Origin of the sequence: Neisseria sp. (assembly GCF_030530745.1) — a bacterium.
Lineage (GTDB): Bacteria > Pseudomonadota > Gammaproteobacteria > Burkholderiales > Neisseriaceae > Neisseria.
This window is the reverse complement of record NZ_JAUMUI010000011.1, coordinates 1-19,798: the sequence shown is the minus strand read 5'-3', so window position 1 is coordinate 19,798 and position 19,798 is coordinate 1. Positions and strand designations below refer to the sequence as shown.

The following is a 19,798-nucleotide window of genomic DNA, read 5'->3' as shown; positions in this document are numbered from 1 at the left end:
AACGGTTTTCTGAAATTTTCAAATATCAAAAAACCGAGCCGTTATGCCGCAGGTGAAAACGCGTCCGAAAAAAACGCACCGGCAGGCAGGCCGCACTGCGCCACGAGCTGTTGCCGCGCCCCCTCAATCATAGCCGACGAACCGCAGGCATACACCTCATGCCCCGACAAATCGGGGTAATCGGCCGCAACACGGGCTTGGATATACCCCTGCGCCCCCTGCCAGCCCGCATCAGAGCGTGAGAGCACCGGCGTAAAGCGGGCGTTCGGCAGCTGCGCAACCAAATCCGCCGCTTCCTGCAAACGGTATAAATCGGCCTCGTGCCGCGCGCCCCAATAAAGATGCACCGCGCGTGCGTCGCCGTTTTCCGCCATCTGCTGCAAAATGCTGCGGATAGGCGCAAAACCCGTGCCCGTGGCCATCAGAATCACCGGTTTGCCGCCCTCTTGCAGCGTAAACGTACCCAACGGGCCGCGCACGCGCAAAATCGCCTTTTCTTTAACCAACGCATCCTCGCCGAACAGCATCCCCGAAAACAAACCGCCCTCGCGCTTGCGGATATGCAGCTCCAAAGTTTCGGGCTGCGACGGGCTGTTGGCAATCGAATAACTGCGCACTTGGCCGTTTTTCAGCAAAATATCGATATACTGCCCCGCCAAAAATGCAAACGGCGGTGCTTTGGGCAGCGCCAGCGTCAACACCGCCACATCGTGCCCGTAAACCACCGACGCCACACGCGCGGGGAAAGTTTTCACCGGCGGCATGGCCGCGCCGTTATAGCCCGGCACTTTCAGCACAATATCACTTTGCGGCACCGCGCAACACATCAAAATCTTGCCTTGCGCCGCCTCTTCGGCACTCAACGCCAGCTCGGCATGCGCCCCCTGTGCCACTTCGCCGCCGACAAGCTCGGCTTTGCACTGCCCGCAAATACCGCTTTGGCAGGAATGTGGCAGATTCAAACCCTGCCGCTTGGCGGCATTCAAAACCGGCTCCCCCGCTTCTGCGGTAAAAGCGGCATTATCGGGAGCAAGGGTAATGGTATAAGACATAAACGTTATCAAATAAAATCAATTTAAAGGACTCAGGCCGTCTGAAAACTTCAGCTTCGCAGAAACTGCGCTTCGCTGTTTTCAGACGGCCAAATACCTTTGCAAAACTACGCTTAAAGAGACTGCCTGAAATGCTTAAATCCGCCACTCCCACATAGGTGTCAATCTAGATAAAGATATTAAAGAATTGATTAAATAAATACTTGTATACTAATTATCTGAATTTCCACTCACACAGAAATGACAAAAAATAAATTTTTCTGGGTTTGCAAAGGGTCTTTATCTAGCAATCAAGCTAATGGCGTCTGAAAAAACAATCATATCTATTATATCATTTCACTGAAGTATGGATTTTTCTTTATTTTTAATATCAATTACTAATTTATATATTTCTCTATGACGCTCCAAGTGAGATTTTGCTTCTTCAAAAATACCAGATAAAAAATATAAACAAGGAGTAGCATACAGAAAAGCTGTAATAATAGGATGAAAACTTTTATGAAAATTATTTAAATCTACTTTTTGAAATAAAATAAAAAAAGCTAAAACAGCAGGAAGAACTCCAACTTTTTTTAGTGTTCCAATTAGAAAAGATACCCTATTCGTTAATGACTCAAGCTCAGATGTTATATGAACTAAAGCATACTCTAAGATATCTATATCTTGAACCATCAATTCTTGAAGTAAAATTAAATCAGAGTCAATTGTATCCTGCATATTTTGTATAATAGCAAGATGAGTATGAGAAAGCATCTTATGTTTTTTCATTTTATATATTTCTATAGCTATATTTATAATTATAGAAATTAAAAAATATACCCATAATAAAATTAATAACACAGGCGCAGCCCATTTCCACCAAACAACGTCCTTATAGAAGTATAAAAGTATAGATGATATTGCAGATCCTGCAAAAAGAATTAAAGGTAAATATATCTTAAAAAAGTTGTTTTCTAGAAATGAAATTTTTGACTGTTTACGCTTTATCTCTTTCCATGAGTTAATGGATTTCTTACTGGCTTCTAGAAGAGAGCTAGATAATTCAGAGATTTTCTTAGATTTTAAATCGTTATACATCGTGTTCCATCTCATACCAACTATATGGCAGATAGGCCGTCTAAAGCTTTTTCAGACGGCCTATTTAACTACCAAATCAGGCCAGCTTGCCGCCAACCCAATCTGCCACGCTGTTCAGCGCTTCGGGCAGTTTGCCTACTTCGGTGCCGCCCGCCTGCGCCAAATCCGGCCGGCCGCCGCCTTTGCCGCCTACTTGCTCGGCAGCAAATTTAACCAAGTCTCCCGCTTTCACTTTGGCGGTTAACGGTTTGGACACACCTGCGCACAGGGAAACTTTGCCGTCGTTTACCGCTGCCAGCAGGATCACGGCATTGTCGGCCTTGCCTGTTAAGTCGGTAACGATGTCGCGCAGGGCGCCTGCTTCGGCGTCGATTTGGGCCACCACCAGTTTGGCCGCGCCTAAATCTTTTGCGTTGTCCAGCAGTTTGGCGCCGGCGTGTACGGCCAGTTCGGCTTTGGCTTTGGCCAGTTCTTTTTCCAATGCTTTGCTTTGCGCGGCATGGGCTTGGATTTTGGCCAATACGTCTTTTTCGGTTTGCGCTTTCACTTCGCCGATGATGTCGCGCACCAGGCGCTCTTGGTTTTGCGCCCATTTGAGGGCATTCAGGCCGGTGATGGCTTCGATGCGGCGGATGCCGGCGGCGATGCCGCCTTCGCTGATGATTTTGAAGAGGCCGATGTCGCCGGTGCGGGAAACGTGGGTGCCGCCGCACAGTTCGGTGGAAAAACCGCCCATTTCCAACACGCGCACTTCGTCGCCGTATTTTTCGCCGAACAGCATCATGGCGCCGGTTTTTTGCGCCTCTTCCATGCTCATCAGCGCGGCTTTCACTTCAACGTTGGCGAGAATGGCGGCGTTCACGCGGCGCTCGACTTCGGCAATTTCTTCGGCACTCACGGCCTGTGGGTGGGAAATGTCGAAGCGGGTTACTTCGGCGGTTACCAGCGAGCCTTTTTGTTCGACATGGCTGCCGAGCACGTCGCGCAGGGCTTTGTGCATCAGGTGGGTGGCGCTGTGGTTGCGCATATTGGCGTTGCGGATGTCGTTGTCGATTTCGGCGGTGATGCCGTCGCCCACTTTCAGACGGCCTGAAACCATGATGCCGAACTGGCCGTGTACGGCGGCTTTGATTTTTTGCGTGTCGCGCACTTCGAAACGGTTACCGCCGGCGGAAATATAACCGACGTCGCCGATTTGGCCGCCGCTTTCGGCGTAGAACGGGGTGCGGTCGAGCACCACGGCGCCACTGTCGCCCTCAGCCAACTCTTCCACCGGATCGCTGCCTTTATAGAGGGCGAGGATTTTGGCTTCGGTTTGGCGTTCGGTGTAGCCGGTAAATTCGGTGTCCTGCCCTTCGTAGGCCAGTTGGGTGTCGGCCTTGAAGTTTTGCGCGGCACGTGCGCGGCTGCGCTGGGCTTCCATTTCGCGGTTAAAGCCTTCTTCGTCGAGCTCGACACCCAGCTCGCGCGCCATGTCGGCGGTGAGGTCGTAGGGGAAGCCGTAGGTGTCGTAGAGTTTGAACACGTGTTCGCCGGGAATAATCAGCTTGCTGTTGGCAATGTTGTCTTTCAGATAACGTTCCAACACTTCTCCGTAAGGGCGCATATGTTCGGGTTTTTCGCCGCTGTGCTGGATAATGGTTTGAAAATCAATAACGATGCTCTCGTTCAGGCTGCCTGCTTTCTGCGGCTGCAAAACCACCTGCCGCTGGCCGCCGGCGTTGCGGGTGGCGGCGGTAAACGGTGTGCCGTCGGCAGTGGTAAAGCGGGCAGGTTCGCCCGCCCCTTCGGCAGGCAGCAGCGATTGCAGTTTCATAAACTGCATACCGTGCCATACCTGGTTGAACAGCGCCATGCCTTTTTCCAGCGTTTCGCCGAAGCGGGCTTCCTCACCGCGCAGCACTTCCATAATATGGGTTTGCTTTTCTTTCAGTTCGGGGTAGGCATCGCCCATTTCCTTCACCAGATCGGGCACCAGTTTGTAGAAAAACGGCTGTTTTTGGCCGAGTTTGTAGCCGTGGCGCACGGCGCGGCGGATGATGCGGCGCAACACATAGCCGCGGCCTTCGTTACCCGGCATCACACCGTCGGCAATCAGGAAGGCGCAGGCGCGGATGTGATCGGCAACCACTTTCAGGCTGGGCTGATCCATTGAAAAGGCGGATTCCGTTTCGCGGGCGGCGGCTTTAATCAGGTTTTGGAACAAATCGGTTTCGTAGTTGGCGTGTACATGCTGCATCACTGCAGCCATGCGCTCCAAGCCCATGCCGGTATCCACACTCGGTTTGGGCAGCGGGTTCATGTTGCCCGCTTCGTCGCGGTTGTACTGCATAAACACGCAGTTCCAGATTTCGATAAAGCGGTCGCCGTCTTCATCGGGGCTTCCCGGCGGGCCGCCCCAGATATGTTCCCCGTGGTCGTAGAAGATTTCCGAACAGGGGCCGCAGGGGCCGGTGTCGCCCATCTGCCAGAAGTTGTCGGAAGCATAACGGCTGCCTTTGTTGTCGCCGATGCGGATGATTTTTTCGGGCGGCAGGCCGATTTCGTCCCGCCAGATGCCGTAGGCTTCGTCGTCTTCGGCATACACGGTGGCCAGCAGTTTTTCTTCGGGCAGGTTCAGCCATTCGGGAGAAGTGAGGAACTCCCAGGCGAATTTGATGGCATCTTGTTTGAAATAGTCGCCGAACGAGAAGTTGCCCATCATTTCAAAGAAAGTGTGGTGGCGGGCGGTGTAGCCCACGTTTTCCAAATCATTGTGCTTGCCGCCCGCCCGCACGCATTTTTGCGCAGTTGTAGCGCGGGTATAGGGGCGTTTGTCGAAGCCGAGGAACACGTCTTTAAACTGGTTCATACCGGCGTTGGTGAACAGAAGCGTCGGATCGTCGTGCGGCACCAGCGGGGAGGAGGCCACAATCTGATGGCCTTTGCTTTCGAAGAATTTTAAGAATTTCTGGCGGAGCTCTGCGGTTTTCATAGTGGTTTCTGCAATAGGTTAAACGGTTTCAGACGGCCTCAAAGGAAATGCAGGGGCCGTCTGAAAATCAAATAAAAGAATTTTGCGTATCTTACCGCAGATTCGCCTTAAAGCCTACTCAAACACAAGCGGCTGCTCTATACTTGCCCCTGCTTCCCCTAAAAACCTCTGCAAAGGAAACGATAATGCCCCTGAAAGTTCCCCTTGTTGTTTTATCCGTTGCCATTCTGTCTGCCTGCGGCCGTGCAGGCGACCCCCCTCCTTCACAGGCGGCCGCCTCAGAAATCTCTGCCGCTTCCCTACCCGAAACCCCGAATTTGAAAATCTATAACTGGTCGGATTACGTCGACCCGAAAACCATTACGGCTTTTGAAAAAAAGTTCGGCGTAAAAGTAACTTACGATGTATATGAAAGCGACGAGGCGCTTGAGGCGAAAGTGCTCACAGGCAAATCAGGCTACGATGTCGTGGGGCCTTCCAATGCCTTCGTGAGCCGCCAGATCAAAGTAGGCGCCTACCAAAAAATCAATAAATCACTGATTCCCAACTACCGCCATATCAACGGCAAACTGCTGGAAATGATGCGGCAGGCCGACCCCGGCAACGAATACGCCGTACCGTTTTTCTGGGGCACCAACACCTTCGCCATCAATACCGAAAAGGTTAAAAAGGCGCTTGGAACCGACAAACTGCCCGACAACCAGTGGGATTTGGTATTTAATCCCGAATACACCGCCAAACTGAAAAAATGCGGCATCAGCTATCTCGACAGCGCGGCGGAAATCTATCCGATGGTGCTGAATTATCTGGGCAGAAACCCCAACAGCAGCAAACCTGAAGATATCAAAGCCGCTACCGAAGTGCTCAAAGCCAACCGCCCCAACATCACCCGTTTCACTTCTTCAGGCTTCATTGATTCGCTGGCGCGCGGCGACACCTGTGTTACCGTCGGCTTCGGCGGTGATCTGAACATCGCCAAACGCCGTGCCGAAGAAGCGGGCGGTAAAGAAAAAATCCGCGTGATGATGCCCAAAGAAGGCGTGGGTATTTGGGTAGACTCGTTCGCCATCCCCAAAGACGCGGCCAACGTGCTCAACGCCCACCGCTACATCAACGATTTCCTAGAGCCGGAAACCGCTGCGAAAAACGGCAACTTCGTTACCTATGCCCCCTCTTCCGTTCCCGCCAAACCGTTAATGGAAAAAGAATTCAGCAGCGACAGATCGATTTTCCCCGATGATGCCGATTTGGATGCGGGCTTTATCATGGTGCCGCTGGAGCCCGAAGCACTAAAAGAGATGGTGCGCCTGTGGCAACAGCTCAAAGTAGGCAAATAAGCACAGTGCGCATCAAAAACCCTGTCTGTTTTGCCGCCGATATTTCATACGGCCTGAAGTTTGCAAAAACCGGGGCCGTATGAAACATTCAGCCGCCGGCGGCTGCACAAAGCCGCCGCTTCATTTAAAATTTCCGTTTTTCCCCGCTTCAGACGGCCTTAAATCATGCTCAGTTACCGCCACGCCTTCCATGCAGGCAACCATGCCGACGTGCTCAAACATTTCATCCTCTACCTCACGATCGAATATTTCAACCGCAAAGACAAACCTTATTGGTATATCGACACCCACAGCGGCGCGGGTTTGTACGACTTGGGCGGCAGCGAAGCGCAGAAAGTGGGCGAATACAAACAAGGCATCGGGCGTTTGCAGCAGGCGCGGCAACTGCCCGGGCCGCTGCAGGCGTTTGCAGGCCGTCTGAAAAACATTCTGCCGCAGCCCGGCCTTTATTGCGGCTCGCCGTGGCTGGCGCAGGCCTTAACCCGCCCTGCCGACAAACTGCGCCTGTTTGAGCTGCATCCGGCCGATTTCAAACATTTGCAGCACAATATGCAGGAAGCCCGTTTGGGCAGGCGCGGCCAAATCATACAGGCCGACGGCTGGCAGGGTTTGATTTCCCTGCTGCCGCCCCCTACCCGCCGCGCTGTGGTGCTCATCGACCCGCCCTACGAAGAAAAACAGGATTACGCCCGTGTGGTACACACTTTAAAAGAAGCGCAAAAACGTTTCGAGTCAGGCTGCTATTTGGTGTGGTATCCCTGCCTGAGCCGCGAAGAGAGCCGCAAACTGCCGCAGCAGCTGCGCAAACTTTCTCCCGAAAACCATTTGCAGGCAGAGCTTTATGTGCACGCACCCCGCGCCGGCGGCTTCGGCATGCACGGCAGCGGCATGTTCGTTATCAACCCGCCCTACCTGTTGGCGCAGCAGTTGCAGGAAACCCTGCCCGCCCTTACCGCACTGCTCGCGCAAGACGAAAGCGCGCGCTTCTTGCTAGATTATGCGGTTAAATAACTTAAGCTACATCAAAGGCCGTCTGAAAACAAACGCAGCAAAGCCCAAATGCCCCAATGCGTTCAGACGGCCTTTGCCCGCTGTGCTAAAATCGGCCAAGCTTCTGTTTTAAAACCCAACAAAGGAAAAATCATGGCAACTATCGCCCGCGACATCTTCAAAGCCTACGATATCCGCGGCATTGTCGGCAAAACCCTCACCAACGAAGCCGCCTACCTGATCGGCAAAGCCATCGCCGCCAGAGCCGCCGCGCAAGGCATCAAAAAAACCGCCCTCGGCCGCGACGGCCGCCTCAGCGGCCCTGATCTGATGGAAAACATCTCGCGCGGCCTTACCGAAAGCGGCATTGATGTGTTAAACGTGGGCATGGTAGCCACGCCCATGCTCTATTTCGCCGCCGTTCAGGAATGCGGCGGCAGTGGCGTGATGATTACCGGCAGCCACAACCCGCCCGACTACAACGGCTTCAAAATGATGCTCGGCGGCGACACACTCTCGGGCGAAGCCATTCAGGAACTGCTCGCCGCCATCGAAAACGACCGCTTCGTCAACGGTGCAGCGGCAGGCAGCGTGAGCGAAAAAGACATTTTTCCGCAATACCTCGAAACCATCGTCGGCCACATCAAACTCAAACGCCCGATGAAAATCGTTGCCGACGCAGGCAACGGCGTGGCCGGCGCATTCGCAGGCACGCTCTACCGCGCGCTCGGCTGCGAAGTAACCGAACTCTTCTGCGATGTGGACGGCAACTTCCCCAACCACCACCCCGATCCCGCCAAGCCGAAAAACCTGCAAGACGTGATTAACGGGCTGAAAAACGGCGATGCCGAAATCGGCCTTGCATTCGACGGCGACGGCGACCGCTTGGGCGTGGTTACCAAAGAAGGCAACATCATCTATCCCGACCGCCAGCTGATGCTGTTCGCCCAAGACGTATTGGTCCGCAACCCCGGCGCGAAAGTGATTTTCGACGTAAAATCCACCCGCCTTTTGGCACCGTGGATACGCGAACACGGCGGCGAACCGGTTATGGAAAAAACCGGCCACAGCTTCATCAAATCTTCGATGAAGAAAAACGGCGCGCTGCTGGCGGGCGAAATGAGCGGCCACACCTTCTTTAAAGAGCGCTGGTTCGGCTTCGACGACGGCCTTTATGCAGGCTGCCGCATGTTGGAAATCCTATCCGCTTCCGACAACCCCTCCGCCGTGCTCAACGCCCTGCCGCAAAGCATTTCCACCCCCGAAATCAACATCAACCTGCCCGAAGGCAGCAACGGCCACCAAGTGATTGAAGAATTGGCGAAAACCGCGAAATTCGACGGCGCCACCGAAATCATCACCATCGACGGCCTGCGCGTAGAATTTGCCGACGGCTTCGGCCTGATGCGCGCTTCAAACACCACGCCCGTACTGGTGCTGCGTTTCGAAGCCGACAGCGAAGAAGCCATCAGGCGCATTCAAAACCAGTTTAAAGCCGTGATTGAAAGCAACCCCGCGCTGCACTGGCCGCTGTAGCCTGAAGCAGGTTCAAACAATCGCCGGGCCGTCTGAAACAACATTTTTCAGACGGCCCGGCTGTTTTTGTGAAGTGCCCGTCAGGGTATTTGCAAAGGTCTCAAGCTTTGCCGTTTCCGCTTATTCCCGCTCCAATCCGCGCTCGAAGTTTTCCAGCATATCCAGCTCGAAACGGCTGAAGCCCGCCTGTTCCCGCGCTTCGATGTTCACATATCCCCTGAAAATAAACAGATCGTAACGCGAAACCAGCGTGCGGAACAACGCCACAGGCTCCAAACCGCGTTCGGCGCACAAGTGCCGGTACCAGCGGTTGCCGGTTTGCACATGCCCTATCTCGTCGCGGTAGATAATATCCAGTACGGCGCAGGTTTCTGCGTCGCCCTTTTGCGCGACTTTGGCACGGATGGCCGGGGTAACGTCCAGCCCGCGCGCCTCAAGCACGCGCGGCACCAAAGCCATACGCAGCAGCGGGTCGAACGCGGTCTTATAAGCCATGTCCCACAGATGGCCGTGCGCCTCAAAATCACCGTAATCAAAACCGTGCGCCTGCAGACGCGCGCGCATCAGCCTGAAATGAGAGGCCTCTTCTTTGGCCACACGAATCCAGTCGGCGGTAAAAGCATGGGGTAGGGTGCGGAAACGGTAGGCCGCATCAAGCGCCAGGTTCACGGCGTTGAATTCGATGTGGCAAATTGCGTGCAGCATCGCCGCATAGCCTTCGGGCGTGTTCATTTTGCGCGGGTGCACTGCATGATGCGGCACCAGCACCGGCTTGGCCGGGCGGCCCGCAAAACGGAAATCTTCGGGTGCTCCTGCAGGCGGGCCGTCCAGCAGGCCGTCTGAAAAAGCATCAAATATTTCATCGGTCAGACGGCATTTTGCTTCAGGGCAGCACTCTCTTAACGCAGATAAAAGCACGGGAAAAACAGATTGTGTTGCATTCATGTGATACATTATAACGGTAAACGGGTTTTAAATTCAGGTTAAACACAGAGCCGTTTTGCGCCTGCCGATAAGCATTTAGGTTTTCAGGCGGCCTTTACACAGGAACAAGCCGCCCCTTGCAGCACACCAAAGTATTGTATTTCCCGCCCGAGGGCTTAAGATAAGCCCTACCGGAGATAAGCCCTGCCGGTCTGCGGGAATCAGATTGACCCTTTTTCCTGAAAGGAATATTCACTATGCAGAAAAAACAAACCTCAACCGCTCTCGCCGCCGTTCTCGCCCTGTGTATCGGCAGCGCACACGCAGGCGCCATCGACGCGCTGAAAAAATTCAACGCCGACACCGACGGCATCAGCGGCAGCTTTACCCAAACCGTAAAAAGCAAAAAGAAAACCCAAACCGCCAACGGCACTTTCCAAATCCTGCGCCCCGGCCTGTTCAAATGGCAATACACCAGCCCCTACAAACAAACCATCGTGGGCGACGGCAAAACCATCTGGCTTTACGACGCGGATCTCGCACAGGTAACCAAATCAGTGCAGGATCAAACCATAGGCGACAGCCCTGCCGCCATTTTGTCTAACAAATCCGCACTCGACAGCAGCTACGCACTGAAAGAAGACGGCTCTGCCGGCGGTATCGACTATGTGCGCGCACTACCCAAGAAAAACAACGCGGGCTACCAATATATCCGCATCGGCTTCAAAGGCGACATGCTGGCCGCCATGCAGCTGAAAGACAGCTTCGGCAACGAAACCAGCATCCGCTTCAACAGCGTCAACATGAAACCCAAGCTCGCACGCAGCGCGTTCTCTTTCACCCCGCCCAAAGGCGTGGACGTGTTGAGCAACTAAGCGCAAACAACCGCCCCTCAGGCCGTCTGAAAGTTTTCAGACGGCCTTTGCGCTATAATCCGCCCACCCGTTCCAACTTTGCAACAGAAAGCCGCACATGAAACGCATCGCCGCCCTGCCCGATCACCTTGTCAACCAAATCGCCGCCGGCGAAGTGGTGGAACGCCCCGCCAACGCGCTGAAAGAAATCGTTGAAAACAGCATTGATGCGGGGGCGACGGCTATCGATGTGGAACTGTCGGGCGGCGGCATACGCCAAATCCGCGTGAGCGACAACGGCAGCGGCATCCACGCCGACGACATCGCCCTCGCCCTGCACCGCCACGCCACCAGCAAAATCCAAACCCTCGGCGACTTGGAACACGTGGCCAGCATGGGTTTCCGCGGCGAAGGCCTGGCCAGCATCGCCTCAGTGAGCCGCCTCACGCTTACCAGCCGCACGCCCGAGGGCGCGCACGCCAGCCAAGTGAAGGCCGAAGACGGCAGACTCAGCAGCCCTGCCGCCGCCGCCCACCCCGTCGGCACCACCGTGGAAGTGGCCGAACTGTTTTTCAACACCCCCGCGCGGCGCAAGTTTTTGAAATCGGAAAATACCGAATACGCCCACTGCGCCACCATGCTCGAGCGCCTCGCACTGGCACACCCGCACATCGCCTTTTCGCTCAAGCGCGACGGCAAACAAGTATTCAAATACCCCGTGCAGAGCCAAAGCGAGCGCATTGCCGCCATCGTCGGCGAAAATTTTCAGACGGCCTCCATAGCAATCGACAGCGGCGCAGGAGAAATGCACCTCTACGGCGCCATCGCCAAACCAACCTTTGCCAAAGGCCGCGCCGACAGGCAATACTGCTTCGTCAACCGCCGCTTCGTGCGCGACAAAGTGATACTGCACGCCGCGAAACAAGCCTACCGCGACGTGCTGCACAACGCCGTTACCCCTTCGTTTGTGCTGTTTCTCGACCTGCCGCCCGAAGCGGTTGATGTGAACGTGCACCCCACAAAAACCGAAATCCGCTTCCGCGACAGCCAAGCCGTGCACCGGCTCGTGTTCCACACACTCGATAAAGCGCTGGCCGCCACCCGAGCCGACCAAACCGAAAGCGTCGGCAACGCAGGCAGCATTTTGGGGCTGGCAACCCAAAGGCCGTCTGAAAGCCCGGACGGAAACTTTTCAGACGGCCTTGAAGCCGCACCGCAACAGCAGGCTTTCGGCGGCTTCGGCGGCGCAAAATCCGCACCCGCACCCTATTCCGCCGCCCGTGCGCCCGCGCAGCGCGGCTTGTCGTTACAGGAAAGCCGCGCCGCGCTTAACACCTATGCCGAACTCTACCGCCGCACCGGAACCGACGACGACATCGAATTAAGCCAATTCGAACAGGCACGTTTCGGCAGTGATATGCCGCAGACCTTTTCAGACGGCCGCCAAACTTCCTGCGACACCGGCAGCGGCGAAGCGGCACAGGCCGCAAACAGCCCGCCTTTGGGTTTCGCCATCGCCCAACTGCTGGGCATCTATATCCTCGCCCAAGCCGAAGACAGCCTGCTGCTTATCGATATGCACGCCGCCGCCGAGCGCGTGAACTACGAAAAAATGAAAGCCCAGCGCGAAAAACTCGGCAGCCTGCAAAGCCAGCGGCTGCTGCTGCCCGTAACCTTTCAGGCGAGCCACGAAGAAACCGCCGCGTTGGCCGACCACGGCGAAGCCCTGCGCCCGTTCGGACTGGAACTCTCTGACATGGGCGGCAACACCATCGCCGTGCGCGCCGTGCCTGCCATGCTCGGCAAAAGCGACGTAGCCGCCCTCGCCCGCGACATGCTGCGCGAAATCGCCCAAACCGGCAGCAGCCGCGCAATCGAAGCGCGCGAAAACCAAATCCTATCCACCATGGCCTGCCACGGTTCCATCCGCGCCGGCCGCCGCCTGACCCTGCCCGAAATGAACGCCCTGTTGCGCGATATGGAAAACACCCCGCGCAGCAACCAGTGCAACCACGGCCGCCCCACTTGGGTGAAACTCACGCTGAAAGAATTGGACGCGCTGTTTTTGCGCGGGCAGTGAGTGAACCGCAGCGGGAAGTTTCTGCAAAATACAGGCCGTCTGAAAAACATTTTTCAGACGGCTTCCAACAATCAAACCCTACGGCACAGCCTTAGCCGGATATTCGCACAAATCGTTGATAATGCAGCGTTCGCACAAAGGCTTTTGCGCCTTGCAGGTATAGCGGCCGTGCAGAACCAGCCAGTGGTGGGCATCGGGCAGAAACTCTTTCGGCACGAACTTCATCAGTTTGTCTTCCACTTCGCGCACGTTTTTGCCCGGCGCGATTCTGGTGCGGTTGGCAACGCGGAAAATATGCGTGTCCACCGCCATCGCCAACTGACCGAAAGCCGTGTTCAGCACCACGTTGGCGGTTTTTCGCCCCACGCCGGGCAGATCTTCCAACTCTTCGCGGGTTTGCGGCACTTCGCCGTTGTATTTGTCGAGCAGGATGCGGCAGGTTTCAATGATGTGTTTCGATTTGGTTTTATAAAGGCCGATGGTTTTGGTGTATTCCATCACGCCTTCCAAACCCAAATCCAGCATAGCCTGCGGCGTAGCTGCCACGGGGAAAAGCTTTGCCGTGGCTTTGTTCACCCCCGCATCGGTGGCCTGCGCCGAAAGCAGCACGGCAATCAGCAGCTCGAACGGGCTGCTGAAGTTTAACTCGGTGGTGGGGTGCGGGTTGGCAGCGCGGAAACGCTCGAAAATTTCTTGGCGGATCAGTTTGTTCATTTTTCAGACGGCGGCCTGTATGGATCTTATGGGGCGGCATTATATATCGGAACGGCGCAAACCTCCCGCCCCGCTGCCTGTGCAACAGTTACGGCACTCATTCGAACATCAAACCCGAGGGTCTGTTGACAATTAACGCAACGGCGGTGTTTTTGGTCAAAAATCCCCGTCTGCGGCGTTAAAAATGCCCGCAAGGTGTCCAACCTTGCTGCGCTTTTTGCCTTGCATACGCGGATTTTTGCCTCAAAAAACCGCTTCGCCGGTCAATTGTCAACAGACCCTAGGCCGTCTGAAATTCCTTGAAAAACTGATTTTCAGACGGCCCGGATACTTCCCGCAGCTTAACCCGTATTGCGCAAGCCCTGTGCCACGCCGTTGATGGTCAAGTGCACCATTTGCAGCAGGTGGGCGTTACCCGGATCTTTGCGCAGGCGTTTGAGCAGGGCTACCTGCAGGCCGCCGAGGGCATTCAGGTAGGGGATGCGCAGGGCAAGCGAGCGGGCGAGGCTGCGGTTGCCGCTGAGCAGCTCGCCGGTTTGTAGTATATCGAGCAGGGCCCGGCGGCTTTTGAGGTATTCGTTTTTAATCAGTGCGAAAATTTCGGCGGCGCGCTCGGGCGATTCGCTCAAGGCAGCGTAGTTTTCGGCCAGGGTTAAATCGGCTTTGGCCATCACTTGTTCCATATTAGAAAGCATGGCCTGGAAGAAGGGGTTGTTTCGGGCGTGTTCCTGCAAGGCTTTCAGACGGCCCGCATCTTGGCTGCACAATTCTTCCACGGCGCTGCCGAAGCCGTACCATGCGGGCAGCATGAGGCGGTTTTGCGTCCATGAAAACACCCACGGAATCGCGCGCAAATCTTGAATACGCGCGAGTGTTTTGCGGCTGGCGGGGCGGCTGCCGAGGTTGAGGGTGGCGATTTCCTGAATGGGGCTGGTTTGCAGAAAATAATCAATAAAGCCCTCGGCGGTAATCAGGGCGCGGTAGTGTTTGAAAGCACTGTCTGAAAGCGCCTGCATCAGTTTGCCGTCGGGGGTTTGGCTCTGCGGCAGCAGGCTGGCTTCAAGTGTGGCGGCCACCAGGGTTTCGAGGTTGCGGCGGGCGTTGCCTGCGTCGGCATATTTGGCGGTAATCACTTCGCCCTGCTCGGTGATGCGTATCTGGCCGGCCACGCTGTGTTCGGGCTGGGCGAGAATGGCTTGGTAAGAGGGGCCGCCGCCGCGCCCTACGCTGCCGCCACGGCCGTGGAACAGGCGCATGCGCACGTTGTAGCGGCCAAACAGTTCCACCAGCCCCAATTCGGCCTGATAAAGCCCCCACGAGCTGCTCACATAGCCGCCATCTTTGTTGCTGTCGGAATAGCCGAGCATGATTTCTTGGATATTGCCGCGGCTTTCGAGCAGATCGCGGTACCACGGAATATCAAACACGGTTTCCATCACATTGCAGGCGTTTTCGAGTGCTTCGATGGTCTCGAACAGCGGCACGATGTTGATGCGGCTTTGGGGTTTGCCGTTTTCCTGCAACACCAAGAGGCCGCTTTCTTTCAGCAGCAGAGCCAGTGCCAGAATATCACCGGGGTGTTCGCAGTTGGAAATGATGCTTTGGTTGATGGCTTTTTCGCCCAGTTCGTCTTTCACTCTGCGTGCTTCGTGAAAAACCGCCAGCTCGTGCCGGGTTTGTTCGCTGTAATTTGCATAAGGGCTGTAAAGCGGACGGGGGCTTTGCAGCTCGCGCAGCAAAACGGCCTGTTTTTCTTGTTCGGACAATGCGCCGTAATCTTCCAAACCGGCATGACGGAACAGCTCTGCCACCACTTCGCTGTGTTTGTCGGCATGTTGGCGCAAGTCGAGCGGCATCATATAGAAGCCGAACACGGATACGGTGCGGATTAAATCGGCCAGCCGGGCTTCGGCCAAAAGGCCGCTGCGGTTGTTGCGCAGCGATTGCTGCATGGTTTTCAGGTCGGCCATAAATTCATCGGCACCGGCATAGGGTTCGAGCAGGCCGAAATGGCAGCCGAGGGTGAGGCCGAGCCGGCGGCCGCGCGCAATCAGCCGCGCCATGATGTAGGCGATGGCGCGGCGGTAGGGTTCTTCTTCGTGGGCTATTTCGGTGTCGGGCGACTGTGCGGCCAATGCCAGCACGCCTTCACTCACGCTGACGCGGCGCACCGAAAGCGGCAAATCGTCATAAAGCTCGCTCAGCTGGCGGCGGTAGTAGTGGAACACGGTGTCGGCGTGGCGTGTGAAGGCGTGGCGCAGGGTGTCGGCGGAAACAAAGGGGTTGCCGTCGCGGTCGCCGCCTATCCAGCCGCCGATTTGCAGAATATCGGGCACTTTGATGCCGGGATAGGCCGTCTGAAAGGTTTTTTCCATGCTGCGGTAAAGTTTGGGCAGGGCTTGGAAAAAGCTGAGCGGAAAAATCGATACGCCGTTGTTGATTTCGTTATTAACGGTAATTTTGAAATGGCGGGTTTCGCTGGTTTGCCACAAGGCCAGCAAGGTTGCGTCCACCTCGTTTTGCAGCTCTTCCAGCGCCTCAGCACTTTTGCAGTGCTCGCGCCCGGGCAACAGGGCGCGGATGCGGCGGTGAAAATTCAATGTGGCCTGCCGCTGCACTTCTGTAGGGTGGGCGGTGAGCACGGCGGCGATATAGGTATTGTCGAGTTGCCGCTGCACGGCATCGGCACCAATGTTGTGTTCGCTCAACTTGCGCACCGTGTCGGCCACACTGCCCTCCGCCGCGCTGCTGCCGGCCTGCTCGTGCGCCAAACGGCGGCGTTCGTGGTGCACGTCTTCGGCGATATTGAGCATTTGCGCAAACAGGCCGCAGGCCAGAATCAGGTTTTGGGTTTGCCGCTCGTTGAGCTGCGGCAGCACTTCTTCGATAACTGCGCTGCTGTCTTCGCAGTCGGCCAGCGTTTTCACGGTGTCGAGCACGATTTCGGTGGTTTCGCTGTGCAGCAGCCTGAACAACGCTTGAGTGAGAAACTCGGCATCGGCTGCCAGCGGAACATCTTTGGGATTATTGAGAATGTGGAGGCGCATAAGGTTTCTTTCTGAACATTATCGATGCAAGCCATTGTATAGCAAGGTATAACAAGAAACCATCATTGTTAGCAATGTAGTCAAATGTAATTTGATATAGGTGGGTGGCGGGTTAGGCCGTCTGAAAATAATTTATTCGGGCAGCCATAGCCCCTACCCCGAAAATCCATTAAAATAAACCGCTATGCCGCTGTGTTCCGGCGGCCTTAACGATCTAATTTAAAACACATTCAGGAAACGACTATGATCGACTTGACCCATTTCAACGAAAACAACGAAGCCCATATGGTCGATATCGGCGAAAAAGCGCCCACCCAACGCGTGGCGCGCGCCTGCGGCTATATCAACATGAGCCCCGATGCCGTCAAATATATTGCGGAAGGCTCCGCCAATAAGGGCGACGTGCTCGGCATCGCCCGCGTGGCCGGCATTCAGGCCGCCAAGCAAACCGGCTTTCTGATTCCGTTGTGCCACCCAGTCGCCCTCACCCATGTGCGTGTGGATTTCAACGTCGATGTGCAGCTTGCCCGCGTAAAAGCCGTAGTTACCGCCAGCACCGAAGGCAAAACCGGGGTGGAAATGGAAGCCCTAACCGGCGTCAACATCGCGCTGCTCACCATTTACGACATGCTCAAAGCCGTGGATAAAAGCATGGTGATTTCGCAAATCCACCTCGAAGAGAAAACCGGCGGCAAAAGCGGCACGTTCACATTCGACAACAGCCTCGAAAACCTCAACTACTAACCCCCGACTCATCATATAGATGGACGACCGCGACCTCTTGCGCTACAGCCGCCACATACTGCTCGAAGAAATCGGCATCGAAGGCCAGCAGAAACTGCTCGATGCCTCGGCATTGGTGGTGGGTTGCGGCGGGCTGGGCGCGGCCGTTCTGCCTTATCTGGCCGCCGCCGGCATCGGCCGCCTGATTATCGCCGACAGCGACACGGTCGACGAAACCAACCTGCAACGCCAAACCGCTTTTTCCGAAGCCGATTTGGGCTGCAGCAAAGCCGAAGCCATGAAAGGCCGTCTGAACGCCATCAACAGCCGCACGCACATCACCGCTTTAAACGAACGCCTAAACGAACCCCGCCTGCGCAATCTGATGCAGCAATGCAATATCGCCATCGACTGCTGCGATAACTTTTCCACCCGCCTGGCAATCAACCGCGCATCCGTCGCCACCCGCACGCCGCTGGTATCCGGTGCCGCCGCACGTTTCGAAGGCCAGCTTGCCGTTTACCGCCCCGACCTGCCCGATTCACCCTGCTATGCCTGCCTGTTCGACGGCCAAGAGGCAGACGACGGCGTCTGCGCCGTGTTCGGCGTATTCTCCCCGCTGGTCGGCATCATCGGCACCGGTCAAGCCGCAGAAGCACTGAAAATATTAACGGGGGCAGGCAGCAGCCGTTACGGCGTGCTGCATATTTATGATGCGCTAAACAGTGAATGGCGGCAGATAGGATTCACCCGCAACCCTCAATGCCGTGTTTGCGGCCGCCTGCACCAAACGCCGAAACATACCGCTTATCTGTAAAACATACCGAACGTAAAATTATTCTGACAGCCAAAATAAAGTTATCATTCTGTTTTATAAGAAAAACAAATATTCCATTGTTCTTTCTGTAACAACAAGGCAGCTTTCTTGTCGCATAAAAACAACCCCAAACTGCCCCGCCCCTTGTTTGACCTGATCACATTTAAAACCCTTTTATTGTTTCAAATCAAATAATTGAAATATCTATTTTCAAATAATCCACACTTGCCGAGGCCGTCTGAAAACCACCCATAAATATTAATTTAAAAATAATTTCATTATATAAAAATAATCTCTGGTATAAATGCGCTTATCTTGATAATATACCGTTCGTCAAAAAAAAAAACCGTTTATCTGAAAAATTTCTGTTTATCATAACGGCAGCAAAACTTTTACCGGGGCAAACATCATGACTACCATCGCTATCGACCTCCAACCGCAGTGCCGTTTTTCCTGCTTTGCAGCAAACGACCGGCAGCGTGTCCACCAGCCTGAAAACATCGTGCCCGAATTAAACCGTCAGGCGCGTTTCGCCCAAAAACGCGTTTTGGTGGAAAATACCTCAACCGCCAAAGAAACCCTGTGCGCCAGCCTGTGCGGCGGTCAAGAACGCGCTGCGCGCCACCTCTTCACCTTCAGCTTGGAAAACCATTTTCCCAATGCCGCAAGCTGCCGCGGAACCCACCTGCTCAAAGGCCTGCCCAGCCCCGCCGATTACGACCACGCCGTCGAAACCGAAGGCGGCAAAGCCACCAGCGCCTGCTTTCACGACAGCAAAGAAAGCCGCAGCACCGGCCTGATCGAATGGCTCTATGCCCAAAACGCCCAAACCGTTATCCTCGGCGGCCTGGCAACCGAACACGCCGTTCTGGAAACCGCACAACACTTGGCTTGGTATAACGACAACTGGCACATCATCGTCAACCTTGCCGCCTGCCGCGGTTACACGCCCGAGGCCACGCTCAAAGCCGTTTCCGCTTTGCGCCGGGCCGGCATCACCGTGGTAACCGACACCGACGAAATCCCCGCAGCCATCGCCGCCGGCGCACCTTTACTGATGGGCAAGGCTTCTTAAACAGCATCCTTGCCCGTTTGAAAGTTTCTCCAGCTTAAATTTATCGGAATCTCTTAGCAGACACTCCCATCTGTAAGAGCACTTTTCAGGCCGTCGTTTCAGACGGCCTCTTTTTACGCCCGCCGGTTTCATTTTGCCGTATCAATTTAAAAATTCCCTGTTTAAAAAAGATTTAATTGAAAAACAACCTGTTCAGACATTATCGGCAGTTTCAGACGGCCTGAAAAAATCATAACCCCGCCTTATTTCTTATGCGGTAAGGCGCCGTTTTTCCACCATCAAAATTTTTAATGAACCACATCAGAATTTTGAGTTTTACAGTAATTTTAAAAATTACTACATTCGCCTACACAAGAAAAAAAGATTACACAAGGAGCATTACAAATGAGCAAGCACTCTGCCGGCCTGCGGTTTCGCGAGGCCGTTCAAACCGAAAACCCGCTGGCCGTTGCCGGCTGCATCAACGCCTATTTTGCCCGCTTGGCCACCCACAGCGGCTTCAAAGCCATCTACCTTTCGGGCGGCGGTGTTGCAGCCTGCTCGTGCGGCATTCCCGATTTGGGCATCACCACCATGGAAGACGTGCTGATCGACGCGC

14 protein-coding genes and 1 pseudogene are annotated in these 19,798 nt (G+C 55.0%); 9 read left to right on the top strand and 6 right to left on the bottom strand.

Going from position 1 to position 19,798, the window contains the following annotated elements:
* Positions 1-41 precede the first annotated feature (41 nt).
* The 3 genes from Q3970_RS05660 to alaS all read right to left on the bottom strand — a co-directional run bounded on the left by Q3970_RS05660 (position 42) and on the right by alaS (position 5,103).
* On the bottom strand, positions 42-1,052 hold the full coding sequence (locus tag Q3970_RS05660) for a 2Fe-2S iron-sulfur cluster-binding protein (protein WP_303099625.1): 1,011 nt from the start codon (positions 1,050-1,052) through the stop codon (positions 42-44).
* 336 nt (positions 1,053-1,388) lie between these two features.
* Positions 1,389-2,129: a hypothetical protein gene (locus tag Q3970_RS05655; protein ID WP_303099624.1), complete on the bottom strand. Its 741-nt coding sequence runs from the start codon at positions 2,127-2,129 to the stop codon at positions 1,389-1,391.
* 76 nt (positions 2,130-2,205) lie between these two features.
* The gene (gene alaS, locus Q3970_RS05650; protein WP_303099623.1) at positions 2,206-5,103 is read right to left on the bottom strand and encodes an alanine--tRNA ligase; all 2,898 of its coding nucleotides are present in this window, start codon (positions 5,101-5,103) and stop codon (positions 2,206-2,208) included.
* Positions 5,104-5,288: 185 nt separating this feature from the next.
* Between alaS and Q3970_RS05645 the strand changes: the two genes are divergently transcribed.
* The 3 genes from Q3970_RS05645 to Q3970_RS05635 all read left to right on the top strand — a co-directional run bounded on the left by Q3970_RS05645 (position 5,289) and on the right by Q3970_RS05635 (position 8,966).
* Entirely contained in the window at positions 5,289-6,440 is a 1,152-nt protein-coding gene (locus Q3970_RS05645; RefSeq protein WP_303099622.1) for a polyamine ABC transporter substrate-binding protein, read from the top strand.
* A gap of 165 nt (positions 6,441-6,605) precedes the next feature.
* Positions 6,606-7,451, top strand: a complete 846-nt coding sequence (locus Q3970_RS05640; protein ID WP_303099621.1) for a 23S rRNA (adenine(2030)-N(6))-methyltransferase RlmJ — start codon at positions 6,606-6,608, stop codon at positions 7,449-7,451.
* A 132-nt stretch (positions 7,452-7,583) separates the two neighbouring features.
* The gene (locus tag Q3970_RS05635; protein ID WP_303099620.1) at positions 7,584-8,966 is read left to right on the top strand and encodes a phosphomannomutase/phosphoglucomutase; all 1,383 of its coding nucleotides are present in this window, start codon (positions 7,584-7,586) and stop codon (positions 8,964-8,966) included.
* Between the two features lie 120 nt (positions 8,967-9,086).
* Here Q3970_RS05635 and Q3970_RS05630 read toward each other — a convergent pair whose 3' ends face one another.
* The gene (locus Q3970_RS05630) at positions 9,087-9,911 is read right to left on the bottom strand and encodes a ferritin-like domain-containing protein (RefSeq protein WP_303099619.1); all 825 of its coding nucleotides are present in this window, start codon (positions 9,909-9,911) and stop codon (positions 9,087-9,089) included.
* A gap of 236 nt (positions 9,912-10,147) precedes the next feature.
* Here Q3970_RS05630 and lolA point away from each other — a divergent pair, with 236 nt between their 5' ends.
* Complete coding sequence (gene lolA / locus Q3970_RS05625) at positions 10,148-10,765, top strand: outer membrane lipoprotein chaperone LolA (protein ID WP_303099618.1); 618 nt, start codon at positions 10,148-10,150, stop codon at positions 10,763-10,765.
* Positions 10,766-10,862: 97 nt separating this feature from the next.
* The gene (mutL, locus tag Q3970_RS05620) at positions 10,863-12,824 is read left to right on the top strand and encodes a DNA mismatch repair endonuclease MutL (RefSeq protein ID WP_303099617.1); all 1,962 of its coding nucleotides are present in this window, start codon (positions 10,863-10,865) and stop codon (positions 12,822-12,824) included.
* 78 nt (positions 12,825-12,902) lie between these two features.
* On the opposite strand, the gene nth is transcribed toward mutL, so the two are convergent.
* Entirely contained in the window at positions 12,903-13,538 is a 636-nt protein-coding gene (gene nth / locus Q3970_RS05615) for an endonuclease III (RefSeq protein WP_303099616.1), read from the bottom strand.
* A 341-nt stretch (positions 13,539-13,879) separates the two neighbouring features.
* A complete protein-coding gene (gene ppc, locus Q3970_RS05610) occupies positions 13,880-16,585 on the bottom strand; it encodes a phosphoenolpyruvate carboxylase (RefSeq protein WP_303099615.1) in 2,706 nt (901 codons plus the stop codon).
* Between the two features lie 243 nt (positions 16,586-16,828).
* Here ppc and moaC point away from each other — a divergent pair, with 243 nt between their 5' ends.
* From moaC to prpB, 4 genes and pseudogenes are all read left to right on the top strand, one after another.
* Entirely contained in the window at positions 16,829-17,329 is a 501-nt protein-coding gene (gene moaC / locus Q3970_RS05605) for a cyclic pyranopterin monophosphate synthase MoaC (RefSeq protein ID WP_303099614.1), read from the top strand.
* 19 nt (positions 17,330-17,348) lie between these two features.
* On the top strand, positions 17,349-18,125 hold the full coding sequence (locus Q3970_RS05600; protein ID WP_303099613.1) for a HesA/MoeB/ThiF family protein: 777 nt from the start codon (positions 17,349-17,351) through the stop codon (positions 18,123-18,125).
* Positions 18,126-18,534: 409 nt separating this feature from the next.
* The gene (locus Q3970_RS05595; protein WP_303099612.1) at positions 18,535-19,200 is read left to right on the top strand and encodes an isochorismatase family protein; all 666 of its coding nucleotides are present in this window, start codon (positions 18,535-18,537) and stop codon (positions 19,198-19,200) included.
* Positions 19,201-19,584: 384 nt separating this feature from the next.
* Positions 19,585-19,798: pseudogene (gene prpB, locus Q3970_RS05590) on the top strand (methylisocitrate lyase); the annotation flags it as partial.

Excerpts from the sequence above, each read along its gene's own strand:
- Q3970_RS05595 (WP_303099612.1), top strand. The coding sequence starts at position 18,535 with ATGACTACCATCGCTATCGACCTCCAACCGCAGTGCCGTTTTTCCTGC.
- Q3970_RS05635 (WP_303099620.1), top strand. The coding sequence starts at position 7,584 with ATGGCAACTATCGCCCGCGACATCTTCAAAGCCTACGATATCCGCGGC.
- Q3970_RS05640 (WP_303099621.1), top strand. The coding sequence starts at position 6,606 with ATGCTCAGTTACCGCCACGCCTTCCATGCAGGCAACCATGCCGACGTG.
- Q3970_RS05655 (WP_303099624.1), bottom strand. The coding sequence starts at position 2,129 with ATGTATAACGATTTAAAATCTAAGAAAATCTCTGAATTATCTAGCTCT.
- lolA (WP_303099618.1), top strand. The coding sequence starts at position 10,148 with ATGCAGAAAAAACAAACCTCAACCGCTCTCGCCGCCGTTCTCGCCCTG.
- alaS (WP_303099623.1), bottom strand. The coding sequence starts at position 5,103 with ATGAAAACCGCAGAGCTCCGCCAGAAATTCTTAAAATTCTTCGAAAGC.
- nth (WP_303099616.1), bottom strand. The coding sequence starts at position 13,538 with ATGAACAAACTGATCCGCCAAGAAATTTTCGAGCGTTTCCGCGCTGCC.
- ppc (WP_303099615.1), bottom strand. The coding sequence starts at position 16,585 with ATGCGCCTCCACATTCTCAATAATCCCAAAGATGTTCCGCTGGCAGCC.
- Q3970_RS05600 (WP_303099613.1), top strand. The coding sequence starts at position 17,349 with ATGGACGACCGCGACCTCTTGCGCTACAGCCGCCACATACTGCTCGAA.
- Q3970_RS05645 (WP_303099622.1), top strand. The coding sequence starts at position 5,289 with ATGCCCCTGAAAGTTCCCCTTGTTGTTTTATCCGTTGCCATTCTGTCT.
- Q3970_RS05630 (WP_303099619.1), bottom strand. The coding sequence starts at position 9,911 with ATGAATGCAACACAATCTGTTTTTCCCGTGCTTTTATCTGCGTTAAGA.
- Q3970_RS05660 (WP_303099625.1), bottom strand. The coding sequence starts at position 1,052 with ATGTCTTATACCATTACCCTTGCTCCCGATAATGCCGCTTTTACCGCA.
- moaC (WP_303099614.1), top strand. The coding sequence starts at position 16,829 with ATGATCGACTTGACCCATTTCAACGAAAACAACGAAGCCCATATGGTC.
- mutL (WP_303099617.1), top strand. The coding sequence starts at position 10,863 with ATGAAACGCATCGCCGCCCTGCCCGATCACCTTGTCAACCAAATCGCC.